This is a genomic window from Romboutsia lituseburensis DSM 797, from assembly GCF_900103615.1.
GTDB lineage: Bacteria > Bacillota > Clostridia > Peptostreptococcales > Peptostreptococcaceae > Romboutsia_F > Romboutsia_F lituseburensis.
Genome location: NZ_FNGW01000002.1, coordinates 491,043 through 509,175, shown reverse-complemented (window position 1 = coordinate 509,175; position 18,133 = coordinate 491,043). Strand labels below are relative to the sequence as shown.

At 26.5% G+C, this 18,133-nt stretch carries 15 protein-coding genes; 12 read left to right on the top strand and 3 right to left on the bottom strand.

Annotated elements, in window-relative coordinates:
- Window positions 1-251 precede the first annotated feature (251 nt).
- The 4 genes from rny (at window position 252) to BLP75_RS05525 (ending at window position 5,276) form a co-directional block, all read left to right on the top strand.
- Window positions 252-1,769 (top strand): ribonuclease Y, encoded by a 1,518-nt coding sequence (gene rny / locus BLP75_RS05540; protein WP_330385784.1) that lies wholly within the window; start codon window positions 252-254, stop codon window positions 1,767-1,769.
- 297 nt (window positions 1,770-2,066) lie between these two features.
- Window positions 2,067-2,990, top strand: coding sequence for a DUF523 and DUF1722 domain-containing protein (locus tag BLP75_RS05535; RefSeq protein WP_092724629.1), 924 nt, complete (start codon window positions 2,067-2,069; stop codon window positions 2,988-2,990).
- Between the two features lie 69 nt (window positions 2,991-3,059).
- Window positions 3,060-3,341 carry a hypothetical protein gene (locus BLP75_RS05530; protein ID WP_092724627.1) on the top strand — a complete coding sequence of 94 codons (282 nt, stop codon included), beginning with the start codon at window positions 3,060-3,062 and terminating at the stop codon, window positions 3,339-3,341.
- Window positions 3,342-3,497: 156 nt separating this feature from the next.
- Window positions 3,498-5,276 carry a DEAD/DEAH box helicase family protein gene (locus BLP75_RS05525; protein ID WP_092724625.1) on the top strand — a complete coding sequence of 593 codons (1,779 nt, stop codon included), beginning with the start codon at window positions 3,498-3,500 and terminating at the stop codon, window positions 5,274-5,276.
- 130 nt (window positions 5,277-5,406) lie between these two features.
- Here the strand turns inward: BLP75_RS05525 and BLP75_RS05520 are convergent, their stop codons facing one another.
- Window positions 5,407-6,219, bottom strand: a complete 813-nt coding sequence (locus BLP75_RS05520) for an undecaprenyl-diphosphate phosphatase (RefSeq protein WP_425262135.1) — start codon at window positions 6,217-6,219, stop codon at window positions 5,407-5,409.
- 154 nt (window positions 6,220-6,373) lie between these two features.
- Between BLP75_RS05520 and BLP75_RS05515 the strand changes: the two genes are divergently transcribed.
- From BLP75_RS05515 to BLP75_RS05500, 4 genes are all read left to right on the top strand, one after another.
- Window positions 6,374-7,282 (top strand): tyrosine-type recombinase/integrase, encoded by a 909-nt coding sequence (locus tag BLP75_RS05515; RefSeq protein WP_092724621.1) that lies wholly within the window; start codon window positions 6,374-6,376, stop codon window positions 7,280-7,282.
- Between the two features lie 91 nt (window positions 7,283-7,373).
- Window positions 7,374-8,813 carry an adenylosuccinate lyase gene (purB, locus tag BLP75_RS05510; protein WP_170139171.1) on the top strand — a complete coding sequence of 480 codons (1,440 nt, stop codon included), beginning with the start codon at window positions 7,374-7,376 and terminating at the stop codon, window positions 8,811-8,813.
- A 147-nt stretch (window positions 8,814-8,960) separates the two neighbouring features.
- Window positions 8,961-10,478, top strand: a complete 1,518-nt coding sequence (yjeM, locus tag BLP75_RS05505; RefSeq protein WP_092724619.1) for a glutamate/gamma-aminobutyrate family transporter YjeM — start codon at window positions 8,961-8,963, stop codon at window positions 10,476-10,478.
- Between the two features lie 250 nt (window positions 10,479-10,728).
- Window positions 10,729-11,181 carry a MarR family winged helix-turn-helix transcriptional regulator gene (locus BLP75_RS05500; protein ID WP_092724617.1) on the top strand — a complete coding sequence of 151 codons (453 nt, stop codon included), beginning with the start codon at window positions 10,729-10,731 and terminating at the stop codon, window positions 11,179-11,181.
- A 46-nt stretch (window positions 11,182-11,227) separates the two neighbouring features.
- Here the strand turns inward: BLP75_RS05500 and BLP75_RS05495 are convergent, their stop codons facing one another.
- Window positions 11,228-12,451, bottom strand: coding sequence for a pyridoxal phosphate-dependent aminotransferase (locus tag BLP75_RS05495; protein ID WP_092724615.1), 1,224 nt, complete (start codon window positions 12,449-12,451; stop codon window positions 11,228-11,230).
- Between the two features lie 385 nt (window positions 12,452-12,836).
- Here BLP75_RS05495 and galT point away from each other — a divergent pair, with 385 nt between their 5' ends.
- From galT to BLP75_RS05480, 3 genes are all read left to right on the top strand, one after another.
- The gene (gene galT / locus BLP75_RS05490) at window positions 12,837-13,793 is read left to right on the top strand and encodes a galactose-1-phosphate uridylyltransferase (RefSeq protein ID WP_092724613.1); all 957 of its coding nucleotides are present in this window, start codon (window positions 12,837-12,839) and stop codon (window positions 13,791-13,793) included.
- A gap of 88 nt (window positions 13,794-13,881) precedes the next feature.
- Window positions 13,882-14,634, top strand: a complete 753-nt coding sequence (locus BLP75_RS05485; RefSeq protein ID WP_092724611.1) for an exodeoxyribonuclease III — start codon at window positions 13,882-13,884, stop codon at window positions 14,632-14,634.
- 131 nt (window positions 14,635-14,765) lie between these two features.
- Complete coding sequence (locus BLP75_RS05480) at window positions 14,766-15,095, top strand: hypothetical protein (RefSeq protein WP_092724609.1); 330 nt, start codon at window positions 14,766-14,768, stop codon at window positions 15,093-15,095.
- A 19-nt stretch (window positions 15,096-15,114) separates the two neighbouring features.
- On the opposite strand, the gene BLP75_RS05475 is transcribed toward BLP75_RS05480, so the two are convergent.
- Window positions 15,115-15,888, bottom strand: coding sequence for a 3'-5' exonuclease (locus tag BLP75_RS05475; RefSeq protein WP_092724607.1), 774 nt, complete (start codon window positions 15,886-15,888; stop codon window positions 15,115-15,117).
- 306 nt (window positions 15,889-16,194) lie between these two features.
- On the opposite strand from BLP75_RS05475, the gene BLP75_RS05470 reads away from it, so the two are divergent.
- A complete protein-coding gene (locus BLP75_RS05470) occupies window positions 16,195-18,093 on the top strand; it encodes a type I glutamate--ammonia ligase (RefSeq protein WP_092724605.1) in 1,899 nt (632 codons plus the stop codon).
- The last annotated feature ends 40 nt before the right edge of the window (window positions 18,094-18,133 follow it).

The window sequence follows — 18,133 nt, the reverse complement described above, 5'->3', positions numbered from 1 at the left end:
CTATTAACTTGACATGAGTTAGAAAAAATTATAAAATTAAATAAAGATAAAATATCTAAATTTGATTTTATAGCAAAGTATTTTTAGAAATAGAAAAATAAAGGTATTTTGTTGATATTGCAATATATATTATGAATATTTAATGAAATTATATATCATATATGTACTTGTAATTATAAAAATGATAAAAAAGGTTTAGAAATGACATTTTGGGATTATTAACAAAGGAGGTGGATGTCATAGAGATCATAATGACTTTAATAGGTGCAGCCGTAGGTATTATAGCTGGATATTTTGTAAGAAAGAACATATCTGAAGCGAAAATTGGCCAAGCTGAGAACTTAGCCAAAGAAATAATAGATAAGGCACATAGAGACTCAGAAACTGTTCAAAAAGAAAAGTTATTAGAAGCTAAAGAAGAAATCCATAAATGGAGAACAGAAGCTGAAAGAGAAAACAAAGAAAGACGAAATGACTTACAAAAATTTGAAAAAAGAATGATACAAAAAGAAGAAGTACTAGACAGAAAGCTACAAAACTTAGAGTCAAAAGAAACGAGCTTAAGTGATAAATTAAAAAATGTAGCCAAAAAAGAAGATGAAGTAGAAGAAATAAAGGTTAGACAACTAGAAAAGTTAGAAAATATTTCGGGAATAACTTCAGACAAAGCAAAGGAAATCATTTTAACTAATGCAGAAAGAGAAGTAAGACGTGAGATGTCTATAATGATAAAAGAAATAGAATCTCAGGCTAAAGAGGAATCAGAAAAAAGATCAAGAGAAATTATAGGGTATGCTATTCAAAAGTGTGCAGCAGATCATGTTGCAGAAACTACTGTTACAGTTGTAAATTTACCTAATGATGAAATGAAGGGTAGAATTATAGGTAGAGAAGGTAGAAATATAAGAACCTTAGAAACATTAACAGGAATAGATCTTATAATAGATGATACTCCAGAAGCAGTAATTTTATCAGGATTTGATCCTATAAGAAGAGAAGTGGCAAGAATAGCTCTTGAAAAATTAATAGCAGATGGTAGAATACATCCAGCTAGAATAGAAGAAATGGTTGAAAAAGCTAAAAAAGAAGTAGATAACATAATAAAAGAATTTGGGGAACAAGCTGCATTTGAAACAGGTGTTCATGGATTACATCCAGAGTTAATTAGATTACTAGGTAGACTGAACTATAGAACAAGTTATGGACAAAATGTTCTTAAACATTCTATAGAAGTTGCTCATATTGCAGGTATAATGGCAGCAGAAATAGGAGCAGATGTTAAATTAGCTAAAAGAGCTGGTTTATTACATGATATAGGTAAGTCAGTAGACCATGAAATGGAAGGTACTCATGTTGAAATAGGTATGGATTTACTAAAGAGATACAAAGAATCTAAAGAAGTAATACATGCTATGAGTACACACCATGGAGACTATGAGCCACAAACAATAGAAGCTGTTTTAGTAACTGCGGCAGATGCTATATCAGCAGCAAGACCAGGGGCTAGACGTGAGACTTTAGAGGCATATATAAGAAGATTAGAGAAATTAGAAGAAATAGCTAATTCATATGAGGGAGTAGAAAAATCGTTTGCTATACAAGCAGGTAGAGAAGTTAGAATAATGGTAAAACCTGAAAATGTAAGCGATGAAGACATACATTTATTAGCTCGTGACATGACTAAGAAAATAGAAGATGAATTAGAATATCCAGGTCAAATAAAAGTAAGTATAATAAGAGAAACTAGAGCAATTGAATACGCTAAATAAAAAGAGAGGTTTAAAACCTCTCTTTTTTTTACGCTTAAGGAATTTGTGATACTTTAAAAACTGTGGATAAGTCATGAAGTATATTTATGTTAACATCTTTGTGAAAGTAAAAAATGACATTTTTAAGCAACAGATGAAGTCGTTGGCGACAGAGCGAAGCGACTTTTTTATTTGATTTATATTTTGTGTTTGTATTTACTCCATATATTATATATTCTTAGGAAAAAATTGAATAATAAAAATTGTTAATATGAAAAAAATATATATAAATATACAGCACATGGAGTGACATAAAATATGAGAAAGCCAAAGGTTATGATAAGTAAATGCCTAAATTCAGAAAAATGTAGATATGATGGACAAGGTTTTGATGATAAGGTAATAAGATCTATTAGAGAATATATAGATATAGAAACAGTATGTCCAGAAGTTGAAATTGGGCTAGCGACACCTAGAGATCCTATTAGAATTGAGAAACATGAAAACGACTTAAAGCTAATACAACATAATTCAAATATTGATTATAGTAATGAAATGTATGAGTTTGCAGAAGAATTTATAAAAAAAGTAGATGATTTAGATGGATTTATATTAAAGAGTAAATCACCGTCTTGTGGAATAAAAGATGTTAAAATTTATCCAAAAGGCCAAAAGTGTAGTATAAGTAAGAATGGAAATGGATTTTTTGCACAAAAACTAATAGAAAAAGACTTTAAAATTCTGATAGAAAATGAAGGACGACTAAAAAATTATATATTAAGAGAAGAATTTTTAACTAAAATTTTTACACTCAATAGACTAAAAGATTGTAATGATATAAAAAAATTCCATGAAAATAATAAAATGCTACTTAAATCATATGACTCAAATAGTGTTGAAGTTTTAGAAAATCTAATTAATAATGAAAAAACACACGATTTATATATAAATAAAGTTAAAGAAATTTTGAATAATAAAAGAAGTAAAACAAATAAGGCAGATATAATAAAAGATGTATTTAATAGATATAAAAATAAATTAAATAAAGAAGAATTAAGTTATAATGATGAATTAGTTGATTTATATATAAATGAAAAAATTCCTTTTTCATCTTTGCTTGTTGCTATAAAAATTTATGCTTTAAGATTTAATGATGCTGAACTTATTAAACAAACTTTTTTTAATCCGTATCCTCAAAAGTTAGTTAATATAATGGATTCAGGAAAAGGGCGAGAATTATAATAAAATAATTAGAAATATAAGACGGTAAAATGGCAATAATAAAAGTAAAATAATAAAAGAGGTGAAAGAATGTTAAATCAACTAGCTAAAAATCAATATGTTAAAATAGTAAAAAATGATACAAATAACAAAGAAGTTGAATATGGAGTAGTTCTTAATGAACATAATAAGCAATATGAGATAATGAGTATTGGCTTTGAAAATAAAAATGGTCATTTTTTAGAATATCCTATAGAAGTTCCTGATTTAGTTCAAACATACGCAATCAATGATGCTATGTTTGATGAAGTTAAAGAAAATGAAGTAAGAAGAAAAATGAATATATGGATGGAAAAAAATTATAAAAAATAATATTATAGATGGGGGGAGTGCTATGCTCTCCCTTTTGGATTATAAAAATTGAAAAGTTAGGTCGAAAATAAAGAAAAATAAATATATAAAACAACCAAATATAGTAAAATTAAGGCTGAAATGATATAATTAATATTAAAAGAGGGGGAATGTCAGGTGAATCAATATATAAAGATTAACTCAGAATTAGATGCCTTAAAGATAAAAGAAATTGAAAAAATCTTTTATAGTGAAATAGAAAATGAAGTTAATTTAATACCAAAAGTTACTCCTTTTAAAGGGATAAATACAGATTTAGTATATATAAAGGATAATAAGTTGATTTTTGTAAAGTTTATGGATACTACAGAAGATTTGTTTTTTATACTAGATGAAGAATTATTAGAAGTAATGAATGAGGAAAATGATTTACTAAAGTTAAAGATGAAACAATTAGATAAAAACATAATTTATAATTATATATTTATAATGCCTTATGTTGAAATAGATAATTGTTATGAATTTGAAGAATTTGTAAATAATCATATTGTAGATAAAAATAAATTAAAAAAAATTATGGAAAATAAAGAATTACTAAATGATTATTTAAATGAAGCTAACAACGAAATTGATTTAAATTTATTTTTATTAGATATATGCCCAGAATATTATTTATTAAATGATAAATCGCATTTTAATAAAAACTTTAAGAAAATTTCTTTTTATAATGATGAATATAAGTATAGCGCTACAATGCTAGATAATAAACAAATGGTAGACAGTATTTCTATAAAATATGGAAATACTTTATTTAAAGGTGGTTCAGGGACAGGAAAAACAACAGTAATGCTTTCTAGAGCCATTAAACTTGCGAGGGTATATCCTCATCATAAGTTTTTAATACTAACAGATTCTAAACAAATATGCAATGAATTGAAAGAAAAGGTAGGATTATTATATAAAAATAACACTAATTTAGAAATATATACTTACAGTTCATTTATATTTAAACTAGCTAAAAAATATAATCTTGTAATTGATTATAGTATGCTTAAAAAGGATTATGATAAAGCATTTAATAATATAGTTAAGCAAGCTAAAAATATAATAAAAAATAAGAATATGTTTAAAGGAATATTTATTGATGAAGTAGAAAGCTTCAAAAGTGAAGAAGTTGAGTTTATAAAAGAGTTTTTATACAAAACAAAATATATATTTAATGTGTTTTCTTGTGAATCCTTAAATATTAGTAGTGATTTAAATATATTTAAAGATAATCTTGAAAATATAGAATTTGATGATATTGTATATTTAGATAAAAACTATAAGCAAAGTAAAGGTCTTGTACAATTTACTAATAATTTTGCCCAAAATGCTAACTCATATGTCAAATCATTAAGAGAAAATAAAACAAATAATGAATTTTATACAACAAAACCTTTAAGAAAAGAAAGTACAGATGTTAATATTATTAAAGTAAGTGATTTAGAAGAACAAATTAGTTCTATTATTTGGGAAATAGAATACTTAGTAAATAAAAAGGGATTAAGTTATTCAGAAATAGGAATAATTTATCCTTATAATAAAAAAAGATTAAAAAGTGGAAAAACCATATACTTCCAATATATGTTAAAAAAAGCGTTGGAAGAGGCTGAAATACCTTTTATATATGCAGAAGAAAGTTTAACTAATATAAGCAAAAAAATAGGAATTACATTATCAAATATATATACTATAAAAAATCTTGAATATAAGGCTTTAATATTCTGTGAGTTAGAAATGTTATATAATCATACAATTAATGATAAAGGTCAAGATTATCAAATAAATGATTTTGTAGGTGATTTAAACAAAGTTTATTTAGCAATAACTAGGGCCTGTGATTATCTAAGTATTATTACTACTTTTAATGAAAAATCTAGTGATATAATAAAACTACTTATAGAATCTAAGTAAATATTTTAAAAAAATATTTCCCTGATATAAAACATATTAAAAGACATAAAAAGGGAGTGTATCTATAATTATAAAAATTAGTAGAAACACTCCTTTTGATATCTATTATTTAATATTTAAGAAATTGGAATTATTTTAAAAGGTAGAAGTAAGCTAGAACTATTATACCTAATATTATTCTATAATATCCAAATACTTTAAAGTCATGTTTTTTAATATAATCCATTAAAAGTTTTATAACGAATACTGAAACTATAAAAGCAACGATCGAACCAGTAGCTAATACAGCCCATTCTAAACCACTAAATGCAAAACCTGCTTTGGCAAGTTTTAATCCACTAGCTCCAAGCATAGTTGGTATAGCTAAAAAGAATGAAAACTCTGCAGCTACATATCTAGATGCTCCAAGTAATAATGCACCTATTATAGTAGATCCAGATCTAGAAGTACCAGGAATTAATGCTAAACATTGGAATAATCCTATTCCTATAGCTAATTTATATGTAACTTGAGAAAAATCATTAATTTTAGGTCTTTTATTTCTGTTTTCGATAGCTATCATTATTATACCGTAAACAATAAGTGCTATTGCTACAGTTGTAGGGTTAAAGAATGCTGCCTCAATTGCATCATCATATAAGAAACCAAGTATAGCAGATGGTATTACAGCAACTACAACTTTCATCCATAAATCTATAGTTTCTCTTCTTTGAAAGCTAGTTTTAGATCCATCAAATGGATTTAGCTTTTTAAAGAATATTGTAAGAACAGCAAGTATAGAACCAAACTGAATTACAACTAAGAAAGTACTAACAAATTGAGCACTTAAATTTAGTTTTAAAAATTCATCAACTAATATCATATGGCCAGTACTACTTACAGGTAGCCATTCAGTTATACCTTGAACGATACCTAGAATAATGGCTTTAAAAATTTCGATCAAAATAATTACCTCCAATACAAATCATAATAGACGTAATAAACGTCAACTTAGAGTATAACAAGAATCTTATTTAGATGTCAACTAAGACTAAGTTAAATGTTAAATAATCTTATTAGAGTAAATAAAAATAAAAAAATATAAGAAAGGAATTAATATGAATAAAACAATCGGATTAGATGAATATGAATATGAAGTTTTTAAAGCTTTTTCAAAAAAGCTTAACCCAGCAACAAAACATGACTATTTATCAAAAGTTATTGCTTTCAAGGAATATATAGAGGACAAAGATTTATTATATGCAGATAAAGAAGACTGTACTAAGTTTATGGAATATATAAAAGATAATTATGCAAAATCTACATCAGAAAAAATCTATAGTTATTTACATAGTTTTTATAATTATTTAAAAAAAGAAGAATACATAGAAATTAATCCATTTAGATATGTAGAAAAACCAGAAGTGACAAGAATAAAAACTAAAGATGATGTACTTAGTATTCAAGAAATAAATCAACTTATAGAGTCTTTATATAAGTTAAACATAAGGGATAGGGCAATTATAGTTTTTTTGGTAACAACGGGATGTTTACTAAATGAACTTGTTAATTTGAAATGGAAAGACCTTATAGTAGATGACAAAAACAATTATTACTGTAAATTAGGCAAAAACAGAAAAGAAAGAATAGTAAAATTACATCCATATTGTTTTAAATTATTAGAAGATTACAGAAATTACTCTGGATTATCAGAAGTTATAATTCCTACAGAAGAGTTTGTTTTTACAACTCAAAAAAGTAATTCTATAACTGATAGAAATGTAAGACTTATAGTAAAAAAGGCTTTAGATATTGCAGGACTATCTCAATATTCAGCTAAGGATTTTAGGCATTCTTTTGCGGCTATTTCTTTAAGATTAGGTGCTGATGAAATTGATATAAAAAAGCAATTAGGATGGAGTGACAAATATTACGCTATTAGATATAAATATGTTTTAAATTTTGTTGATAGTGAAAGTATAGATTATATGATTAATAAAGATAATATTAGTATAAACAAAAAGTAGATTGTGAACGTAACTTAAAAAAAACTTGTTATAGTTCGTAAAATTTTATATAATTATCATATAACAAGACACAAGGAAGGTGCAAACAATTATGGATAATAAATATACTACATACACAAATCCTTTAACGGATAGATATTGCAGCAAAGATATGAGCTATATATTCTCTCCTCAATTTAAATTCTCAACATGGAGAAAATTATGGGTAGCTTTAGCTGAAGGCGAAAAAGAATTAGGTATAAATATAAGTGATGAACAAATAGAAGAATTAAGAGCTAATATAGAAAATATAAACTTCGATGAAGCTAGAAAAATAGAAAAAGAAGTAAGACATGATGTAATGAGTCATGTAAAAGCTTATGGTCTACAATGTGATAAAGCAAAAGGAATAATACATTTAGGTGCAACATCAGCTTATGTTGGTGATAACACAGATGTAATCCAAATGAATGAGGCTTTAAAACTTATAAGAATAAAATTAGTTAATTTAATAAATAATTTAAAAGAATTTGCTTTAAAGTATAAAGATATGCCTACACTTGGATTTACACATTTCCAAGCTGCTCAGCTTACTACAGTAGGGAAAAGAGCAACTTTATGGGCTCAAGACTTAATACTTGATTTAGAAGATATAAATTATAGAATAGACAATATGAAATTAAGAGGAGTTAAAGGTACAACTGGAACTCAAGCTAGTTTCTTAAGTTTATTTGAAGGGAACCATGAAAAAGTAAAAGAATTAGATAAGTTAGTTTGTTCAAAAATGGGATACAAATCTTCTTATGCGGTAAGTGGACAAACATATACTAGAAAATTAGATGCTCAAGTAATAAGTGTATTATCAGGAATAGCACAAAGTATGCATAAAATGACTAATGATATAAGACTTTTACAAAGTTTAAAGGAAATAGAAGAACCTTTTGAAAAAAATCAAATAGGTTCATCAGCTATGGCATACAAGAGAAATCCAATGAGAAGTGAAAGAATATCTTCATTATCAAAATATATAATAGCTGAATCATTAAGTCCAGCACTAGTTCAAGCTACTCAATGGTTAGAAAGAAGCTTAGATGACTCTGCAAATAAAAGATTATCTATACCTCAAGCATTTATGGCAGCAGATGCTATAATAGAAATAGGATTAAATGTAACTGATGGATTAGTTGTATATGAAAATATGATAAATAAACATATAAATGAAGAGCTTCCTTTTATGGCTACAGAGACTATACTTATGGAAGCTGTAAAAAGAGGCGGAGATAGACAAGATTTACATGAGATAATAAGAGAATATTCTATGAAAGCTGCTTATAGAGTTAAGCATGAAGGAAAAGAGAATAATCTAATAGATCTTATAATAAAAGATGATTCATTTAAAATGAGCAAAGAAGAAATATTATCTATAATGGATCCTAAAAACTTCGTAGGTAGAGCTCCTGAACAAGTTGTAGAATTTGTTGAAGAAACTTTAGAGCCAGCTATAAGTGAGTTTAAAGAAAACATCGGATTAAAAATAGATTTACATGTATAAAATATAAAAAAGTACCTTATTAAATAAGGTGCTTTTTTTATATTTAAATAAAGATCTAAAGTTTTTACAGATAAGGAATTTATAACCATGGTTAAATTCCTTCTTATTGCAAAAAGTAATAATATATTTAAATAAGGAGGAATTAGCATGGCAGGAAACACAAATACAGCTAAAAAATTAACATTAGTGCCATTAATACTGATGATATTTACTTCGGTATTTGGATTTGCTAATATGCCAAGAGGATTTTATTTAATGGGATACGCAGCGATTCCTTGGTATATATTAAGTGCACTTGTATTTTTTATTCCATATGCATTTATGATGGCAGAATATGGAGCAGCATATAGAAATGAAACAGGTGGTATGTATTCATGGATGGAAAAATCTGTTGGAGGTAAATTTGCCTTTGTAGGAACATTCATGTGGTATGCATCTTATATAATATGGATGGTAAATGTTGCATCCTCTATATGGATACCACTTTCTAATTTTATATTTGGAGAAGATAGAACAGCAACATGGTCATTATTAGGATTAGGATCAACTCAAACATTAGGAATATTAGGTGCTTTATGGATATTATTAGTTACATTTATAGCTAGTAAAGGTGTAGAAAAAATAACTAAAATAACATCAGTTGGTGGGACTGCAATATTAGCACTAAATTTTGTATTACTTATAGGTGGTATATTTGTACTTATATCAAATGGTGGACAGTTTGCGGAACCAATTGTAGATGTTGCTAAATCATTTACTAAATCACCTAATCCAGCATACCAGACATCATTAACAGTACTTTCATTCTTAGTATTTGCTATATTTGCATTTGGTGGACTGGAAGTTTTAGGTGGATTAGTTGACCAAACTGAAAATGCAGAAACAACATTTCCAAAAGGTCTTACTATAGCAGCTATAGTAATATCAGTTGGATATGCAGTAGGCATATTTGCTTGTGGTATGTTTACAAACTGGAATCAAGTTTTAGCTTCAGAAAATGTACACATGGGTAATGTTGCATATGTCGTTATACAAAATCTAGGCTATCAAATAGGACAATCTTTAAATTTATCTCAAGCTGTATCCATAACAATGGGAGCTTGGTTTGCTAGATTTGTTGGGTTATCAATGTTCCTTGCTTTAACTGGAGCATTCTTTACGTTAGCATATTCTCCGCTGAAAACATTAATACAAGGTTCTCCAAAGGAAGTTTGGCCAGGTAAACTTGGAGAAATAACAGATGGAATGCCTTTATTTGCAATGAAAGTACAAGCAATAATAGTTATCGCTATGATACTTGCTATCTCCTTTGGTGGAGGAGCAGCAGCAGAATTTTTCAGCATACTAGTACTTATGACTAATGTTGCTATGACTTTACCATATATGTTCTTATCATCTGCGTTTCCTTTATTTAAGAAAAAACAATTAGAAGGAAAAGTAGATAAACCATTTATGGTCTATAAATCATATGGTGCAGCCTTAACATCAGCTATAGTTGTTACAGTATTTGTAGGATTTGCAAATGTATTTACAATAATAGAACCAGCTATGGGAGGGTCAATTTTTAAAACCGTAATGATGATATTAGGTCCTTTAGTATTTGGAATAATTGCATTTATATTATATACAGTATATGAAAATAAATATAATAAAAATAAAAAATAGCTAAAATAATAAAATAAGATTCAAAAATAATAATTATTTTTGAATCTTATTTTTTGTAGTTTGTTAAATAAAAGTTAAAAAATACTTTAAAAAGATTTTAATTTAATTAAAAAAATAAAAAAGGTAAAAATTTACTTTAAATATAGACAAAAAATAATCAAATTTAAAGTTTTATTATTAAAAGTATTGTACTAATAATCGTTTTAATGTAAACTAATAATAAATAAAAATAAACATCTGGGGTGATAAAATGAAGTGTATAGTGTCTGATACGATAGGATTTTTATCTAAGACATTTCCGAAAATATATTCAAGTCTATATCTAGAATATTTAAAGCAATATGCAGCTACTTATGATGTTAATAAAACTCAATTAAGAGCATTAATGTTTATAAGAAATTATGGTGCAATAAGTATGACTGATTTATGTGCAAAGTTAAACATAGAAAAGGGTAGTTTAACTAGCATGGTGGATGATCTTACTAAAAAGGGATACGTTATTAGAACAAAAGATTTATCGGATAGGAGAAAGTACTTAATAAGTATAACTGAAAAAGGAACAATTCTTGCTTCTGACTTTATGGGGAAACTTAGCGATAGATTAGAGGAAAAGCTTTTTAAATTGAATGAAGAAGACCAAAAAAGGTATATGGAAGCGATAAGTACATTACAGTATATATTAAATAAAGAAGAGTTTAATTAAAAAGCAACCTTATTTTAAGGTTGCTTTTTTATATTTAGATATAAATTTAAGCTTCAACAGTAGATTTTTGAATATTTTTATTTAATTCAACGTATTTTTCAAGACCTTCTTTTAGTATTGTAGCTGCTTTATGCAAGTCTGATTCATTTAGGATGTAAGCAAGTCTAACTTCATCACGTCCAAGACCTTCTGTAGCATAGAAACCTTCAGCAGGACAGACCATAACTGTTTCACCATCTTTGTTAAATTCTCTTAGCATCCAAATTACAAAGTCTTCTGCATTATCTACAGGCAATTTTGCAACTATATAAAATGCTCCAGTTGGTTTTTCACAAACAACCCCATCAACTTTCATCAATTCATTATATAAAACATCTCTTCTATGTTTATACTCTTCATTAACTTCTTTAAAATAAGATGCAGGCGTTTTGTATAATTCAACAGAACCTAATTGTTCTAATGTTGCAACACAAAGTCTTCCTTGGCACAATTTAAGAATTTCTGCTATAAGTTCTTTATTTTTTGATGCAATAGATCCTATTCTAGCTCCACAGGCACTATATCTTTTAGATACACTATCTATTATGACAACTCTATCTTCAACTTCCTTAACATTACCAAAACTTGTATAATCTAATCCATCATATACAAATTCTCTATAAACTTCATCAGCTATTATCCATAGATTGTTTTCTATAGCAATTTCAGCTATCATATTTATTTCGTCCTTTGTATAAACTGCGCCTGTTGGGTTACCTGGATTAGATAATAAGATTCCTTTAGTCTTAGAGTTGATTTTAGAACAAATTTTTTCTTTACTTGGCAAATGGAATCCGTCTTCTGCTTTAGTTGTTATTGGATTTACACTTACATTTACACATTGACCAAAACCATTGTAGTTAGTATAGAATGGTTCAGGAACTAACAAGTTGTCCCCTGGGTCACAAGTTGCCATCATAGTAAATAATAAAGCTTCGCTACCACCATTAGTTATAAGAAGTTCATCTTTTTCATAGTGCATGTCATAAGTAGCATAATAGTCTTGAAGTGCTGATATTAGTTCTGGAATACCATTTGATACAGCGTACTCTAAAACAGTACTATCAAAATTTTTAACTGCGTCGAAGAATCCTTTAGGAGTTTTAATATCTGGTTGACCTATATTTAAATGATAAACTTTAATTCCTCTAGATTTAGCTTCAAGAGCATAAGGAACTAACTTTCTTATTGGAGAAGCCTGCATAGCAGTTACTCTCTCTGAATATTTCATTTAAATTACCCCCTATTTTTTAATAATAATCAGACTATATATATTTTATAAACTATAGGTTTTTAAAATATAATACGTATCAATAATACTTTTTGTTTTAATGTAAAAATATTTTGAAAATTAAAAAGCTTATCGGATATCTAAATATTTTTTATATTCAAGATTATATTAACATAAGTATTCTCAAAAATCATTACAAACTAATAAGATATTAGTATAATAAAAACTATTAAATTAGACAAAAAATAATAAAATTTATTAATAAATATAAAATAAATACAATAATATATATATTTGATAAGAATTACATTATAATAAGTAAAAGAGTAAAGTATATTAATACAAGATAGTATATTTTAAAAGATATAAACAAGAGGTGTTAACTATGCAAGAATTAAGAATAGATGAAGTAAACAATGATCTAGTCATAGTTGCAAATAATAGATCAAAAAGGCCTATGGATAAAATTAAAAATCAAACTGAAGAAGAAATACAAGTTGAATATGATTTAAACTGTCCTTTTTGTAGAGGTAATGAAAGTTATGCAACTATAGAACGATACAAAATTGAAGATAACAGTGGATGGCTAACGAGATCGGTAGATAATAAATTTCCTATAGTAGATGAATTATCAGACGAGATATATGGAGTTCATGAAGTTATAATAGATACCTATAGACATAATGGAACATTTTATAATATGAGTGAATTAGAATTTCAAGATTTATTTAAAACCTATAAAAATAGATATAAAGAATTTATGAAAAGTGAAAGCGTACAATATGTAAATATATTTAAAAATTTTTTAAGAAAATCTGGAGCATCATTAACACATCCACATTCTCAAATTATATCACTATCTCTAGTACCTCCAGAAATAAATAAAGAAGAAGAGGTAGCTAGTAAATATTTTAAAGAAAATAAAACGTATTTATATGATGATATTATTAAAAAAGAAATAGAATATAAAAAAAGAGTTATTAATGATAATAGATATTTTTTAACAATAGTACCTTATGCTAGCAAATATAGTGGAGAAGTAAGAATTATCTTTAAAGAAAAAATAAAATTTGAACAAATTAGTGATGATCATATAAAAGAATTATCAAAGGTATTTAATAGACTGTTTAAAAATTTATACAAAGTAAATGGATATGATCCTTTTAATTTATGTATACATACCCATTCTAAAAAATTAGAAAATAAGGATGAATTTAATGTTCATATGCATATAATTCCTAGAAAATATAGCTTTGGAGGATTTGAATTAGGTACAGGGATGTATGTTTCATCAACAAATCCAGAAGAATTAGCAAATAAATTAAACTTTGAACTAGATTAGTAGAATTAAAATATAGATGATAGTAACAATATATGTTTGGGTAATATAACAAATATATAGTTACAGATTAGAATTATAGGAGGTAAAAATGAAATTTATATCGTGGAATGTCAATGGAATAAGAGCTTGTGTTACAAAAGGATTTTTAGACTACTTTAAAGAAGTAGATGCAGATATATTTTGTTTACAAGAAACAAAGCTTCAAGAAGGTCAAATTGATTTAGACTTAGATGGATATTATCAATATTGGAATTATGCACAAAAGAAGGGATACTCAGGAACAGCAATTTTTACAAAGGAAAAACCTTTAAGTGTATTGTATGGAATGAATATTGAAGAACATGATACTGAAGGTAGAGTAATAACATTAGAATTTGAAGATTTTTATTTTATAACTGTTTATACTCCTAATTCACAAAGCGAATTAAAGAGATTAGACTATAGGATGAAATGGGAAGAAGATTTTAAATCATATTTAAAAGATTTAGAAAAAAGTAAGCCAGTAGTAGTATGTGGGGATTTAAATGTTGCTCACCAAGAAATAGATTTAAAAAATCCAAAAACAAATAGAAAAAATGCTGGTTTTACAGATGAGGAAAGAAGTAAATTTACGCAGCTTATGAACGAAGGGTTTATAGATACTTATAGATATTTTAATCCAAATAAAGAAGGTGTATATTCTTGGTGGTCATATAGATTTAATGCAAGAAAAAATAATTCTGGATGGAGAATTGATTATTTTATAGTATCAGAAAGTATGAAAGAGAGATTAGTAAGTGCAGATATACATTGCAGTGTATTAGGATCAGATCATTGCCCAGTAGAACTTGTTATAAAATAAATAAAAAATAATAATAATTTCATATACTCCTTAATATAATTTAATATACATGAATATAGGAAGTTCAATTTTCATGTTAAAAATTAAGTATTAAATCATAAGAAAAATACTTTATAATAAGGGGGATTTATATGAAAATATTAACTTTAAAACAAAAACTAGAAAAAGGAAAATCTTTAGGTGGAGAAGTTATATATATAAAAGACGATAGTGCTTTATATGGAATAGATTGTGTGTATGAAGATCAAGAGACTAAAAGCGTAACATTATTAAGATCTAAAGAAGAATCTATAAAAGTTAATGACTTTTTACAGATACTAGAAAAACTGTATGCTAGTATAGGTGATACAGAAATATTTGTTGGGAAGAATGAATATATTAGAGATGAACAAAGACAAATAAAAAGTGTAGAATTTGCACAATATGAATTATTAAAAATGTTATTTATAAATATTGAATAAAAAAAAGATAGGTTTTTACCTATCTTTTTTTATATTTTGTGGGAGTAATTAAAAATTGATTAGTTTTTCCCATTTTATATGCAAGGTCAATAATTTTTTCTTCTTCTGTACTTAAATCTCTATTTAAGATCTTTCTAAATTCTTGAAATAATTTATCATAATCAACTACTTTTTTTGAGTATCTTTCAACAGTTGATGGTTTTACTGTTGTATAAATATAAACATCTGGTACAATACTTGGATTTTGGATTCTCATAAATACCTGTGCAGTATAATATGCATCGTTTAAGGCATCATGATAAGATTTATCTTGATTTAGGCCTAATATTTGAATCGCATTTTGAAGACCAATACTTTTACCTGCTGGATTTTCGAAGTAATTAGATGCGTAATGTTGTATATTTATATATGATTTAGGTAGAGATTTTGAAGGTAAGTCATAATAAGTTATATTTCTATATAATTCCTTTAAGTCTCCAGTACCCCATACACATAGTATAGGATTTTTACCAGATATAAATTTTTTGAAATCTTTATAAACTTTAGCAAAAGAAGGTGCATCTACAACGTTTTTTAAGGTAATACCTGTCATCTTACCAACAAAAGGATGTATATTTTTATATATTTCTGGTCTTACATAACTATTAAAAGTATCAATTATATTAAAATTACTATCTAATTTTATTGCTCCTATTTGAATTATCTCAAAAGGACATCTCTCATTAGAGACTGTTTTATTAAGAGTTTTATCGAATCCTTGATTGAATTCTAAATCGAAAACTATATATTCCATAATATTTATCTCCTAAATTATCTTATATCATAAACACTTTAAAAAGTATTAAATTTACTATTTTATAAAATACTTCTTATTTTAGTATACCCTATATTTAAAAAAATGTTAAACGATTGTGAGTAAGTAAAAAAAAATAAAAAATATTGCGAACTTTTAAACTCTCGGATATAATAAGTATAAATAAAATCACGAACAAAAAATGATTTCTTATATATAATATAAATATAAGAAAGGACAAGTTCCTTTTTTTAGAAATTTTTAATATTATATAAAATTATAGAAGCTGAAGGGGGGAAAGATTGTATGGAAAATTTATTATATACAATTGAAAAAGAAAATCATAATGAAAAAGAGATTAAATCGATTTTAAATGAAAATAAAAATATTAAATTTGTATCCTTAATGGGTGTAGATCTAGGCGGAAATGCAACTGATGAAAAAATTCCAGTAGAATTATTTTTAGATGATATAAGTGGTTTTTTAGAATCAGCTATTCAAACAGACGGATCAAGTGTTGAATTATATAATATAGCTACATTGAATAATGCAAAAGTAGATTTAATGCCAGATGTAAATTGCAAATGGTATATAGATTATAATTTTGAACATATCGATGAAAAAACAAATCTTCCAATTGGGACATTAAGAATACCTGCTTTTTTAATTCATGAAAATAAAAAGGTATGTTCTAGAGGAATACTAAGAAAATCAGAGAAATTTTTCAAAAAATCAATATTAGAAGTTTTTGAAGAGTATCCACATATGATACAAAATATAGGAATAGAAAATGTATCAGATATAGAAGAGATAATATTAACAGCTGCTACTGAATTAGAGTTTTGGGTAAATACTCCTGAAGATAAAGCAGACCTAGAAAAATTATATGTATCTCAAAGTTTAAAAGAACAATATTGGAAAAGAACACACGGAATAATAAGAACTTGCCTAGAAAAAACACTGATAAAATTACAACAATTAGGTATAGAGCCTGAAATGGCGCATAAAGAAGTTGGGGGAATAAATAGCTCTATAAGTATAGATGGAAAAACAAACCATGCTATGGAACAATTAGAGATATCGTGGAAGTTTTCTAATCCACTTCAAGCAGCAGATAATGAACTAATGGTAAGAGAAGTAATAGATGATGTATTTACATCTAATGGGTTAGAAGTAACTTTTAAAGCAAAACCAATATACGGAGTTGCAGGAAGTGGAGAACATACACATGTAGGTGTAAGTGCTAAGTTAAAAAATGGGAAAATAATAAATTTATTCTCACCAAGAGATATGAAAGAAGATTATGTAAGCGAAATAGGATATGGTGCTCTTATGGGAATGCTTAATAATTATGAAATATTAAATCCTATAGTAACAGCAACAAATGACGGTTTCAATAGACTTGTTCCTGGATTTGAAGCCCCTGTTTGTATTGTAACATCTTTAGGTCATAGTTATGAAGTTCCATCAAGAAATAGGTCAGTACTTGTAGGATTAGTAAGAGATATAAAAAATCCTAAAACTGTAAGATTTGAATTAAGATCACCTAATCCATTATCTAACACATACTTAGTTATTGCAGGGTGTTATCAAACTATGTTAGATGGTATAAAAGCAGCAGCAAAAAGTAAATTATCAACAAAGGAACTTGAAAAAGAAATATGTAAAGAGGTTGGTCAAGAAAGTTTTTATCTAGAAAAAGATAGAGCATATAGAGATGAAAATGATGTATTTGAACATTATACATTAGAAGAAAGAAATCAAAGATTCTCAGTTCCACCTGCAACTGTATATGAAAATATGAAAAACTTAGAAGTATATGAATCTAAATTAACTTGTTTAAAAGAAGGAAATGTATTTTCAAATGCTATAATAGAATCTTTTAAAATGGGAGCTTTAGATAAGTGGACAAAAGAATTAAAAGATAGAATAATCCAAGCACATATGGATACTATAAGAAGTTGTGTTAAGCTTCATAATAAAGAGAATATGGATGCATTAGATGAGGTAGCTTGGAATGCTATTTCAGATATAAAGTTTAATGTTATGAAAGATACATTAACTAGAAAGTCATTATTCACGAATATAAAAGAAGCTATTGAAAATAAGGATTATGAGACGGTCTCAAATCTTCAATTACAATTAAAGAGAGAAATGGAAAAAATACAAAATTTATACGTTCAATATAGAAAGAATATATATTAAAATAATGTAAATAAAAAGAAGAGCTATTTAGCTCTTCTTT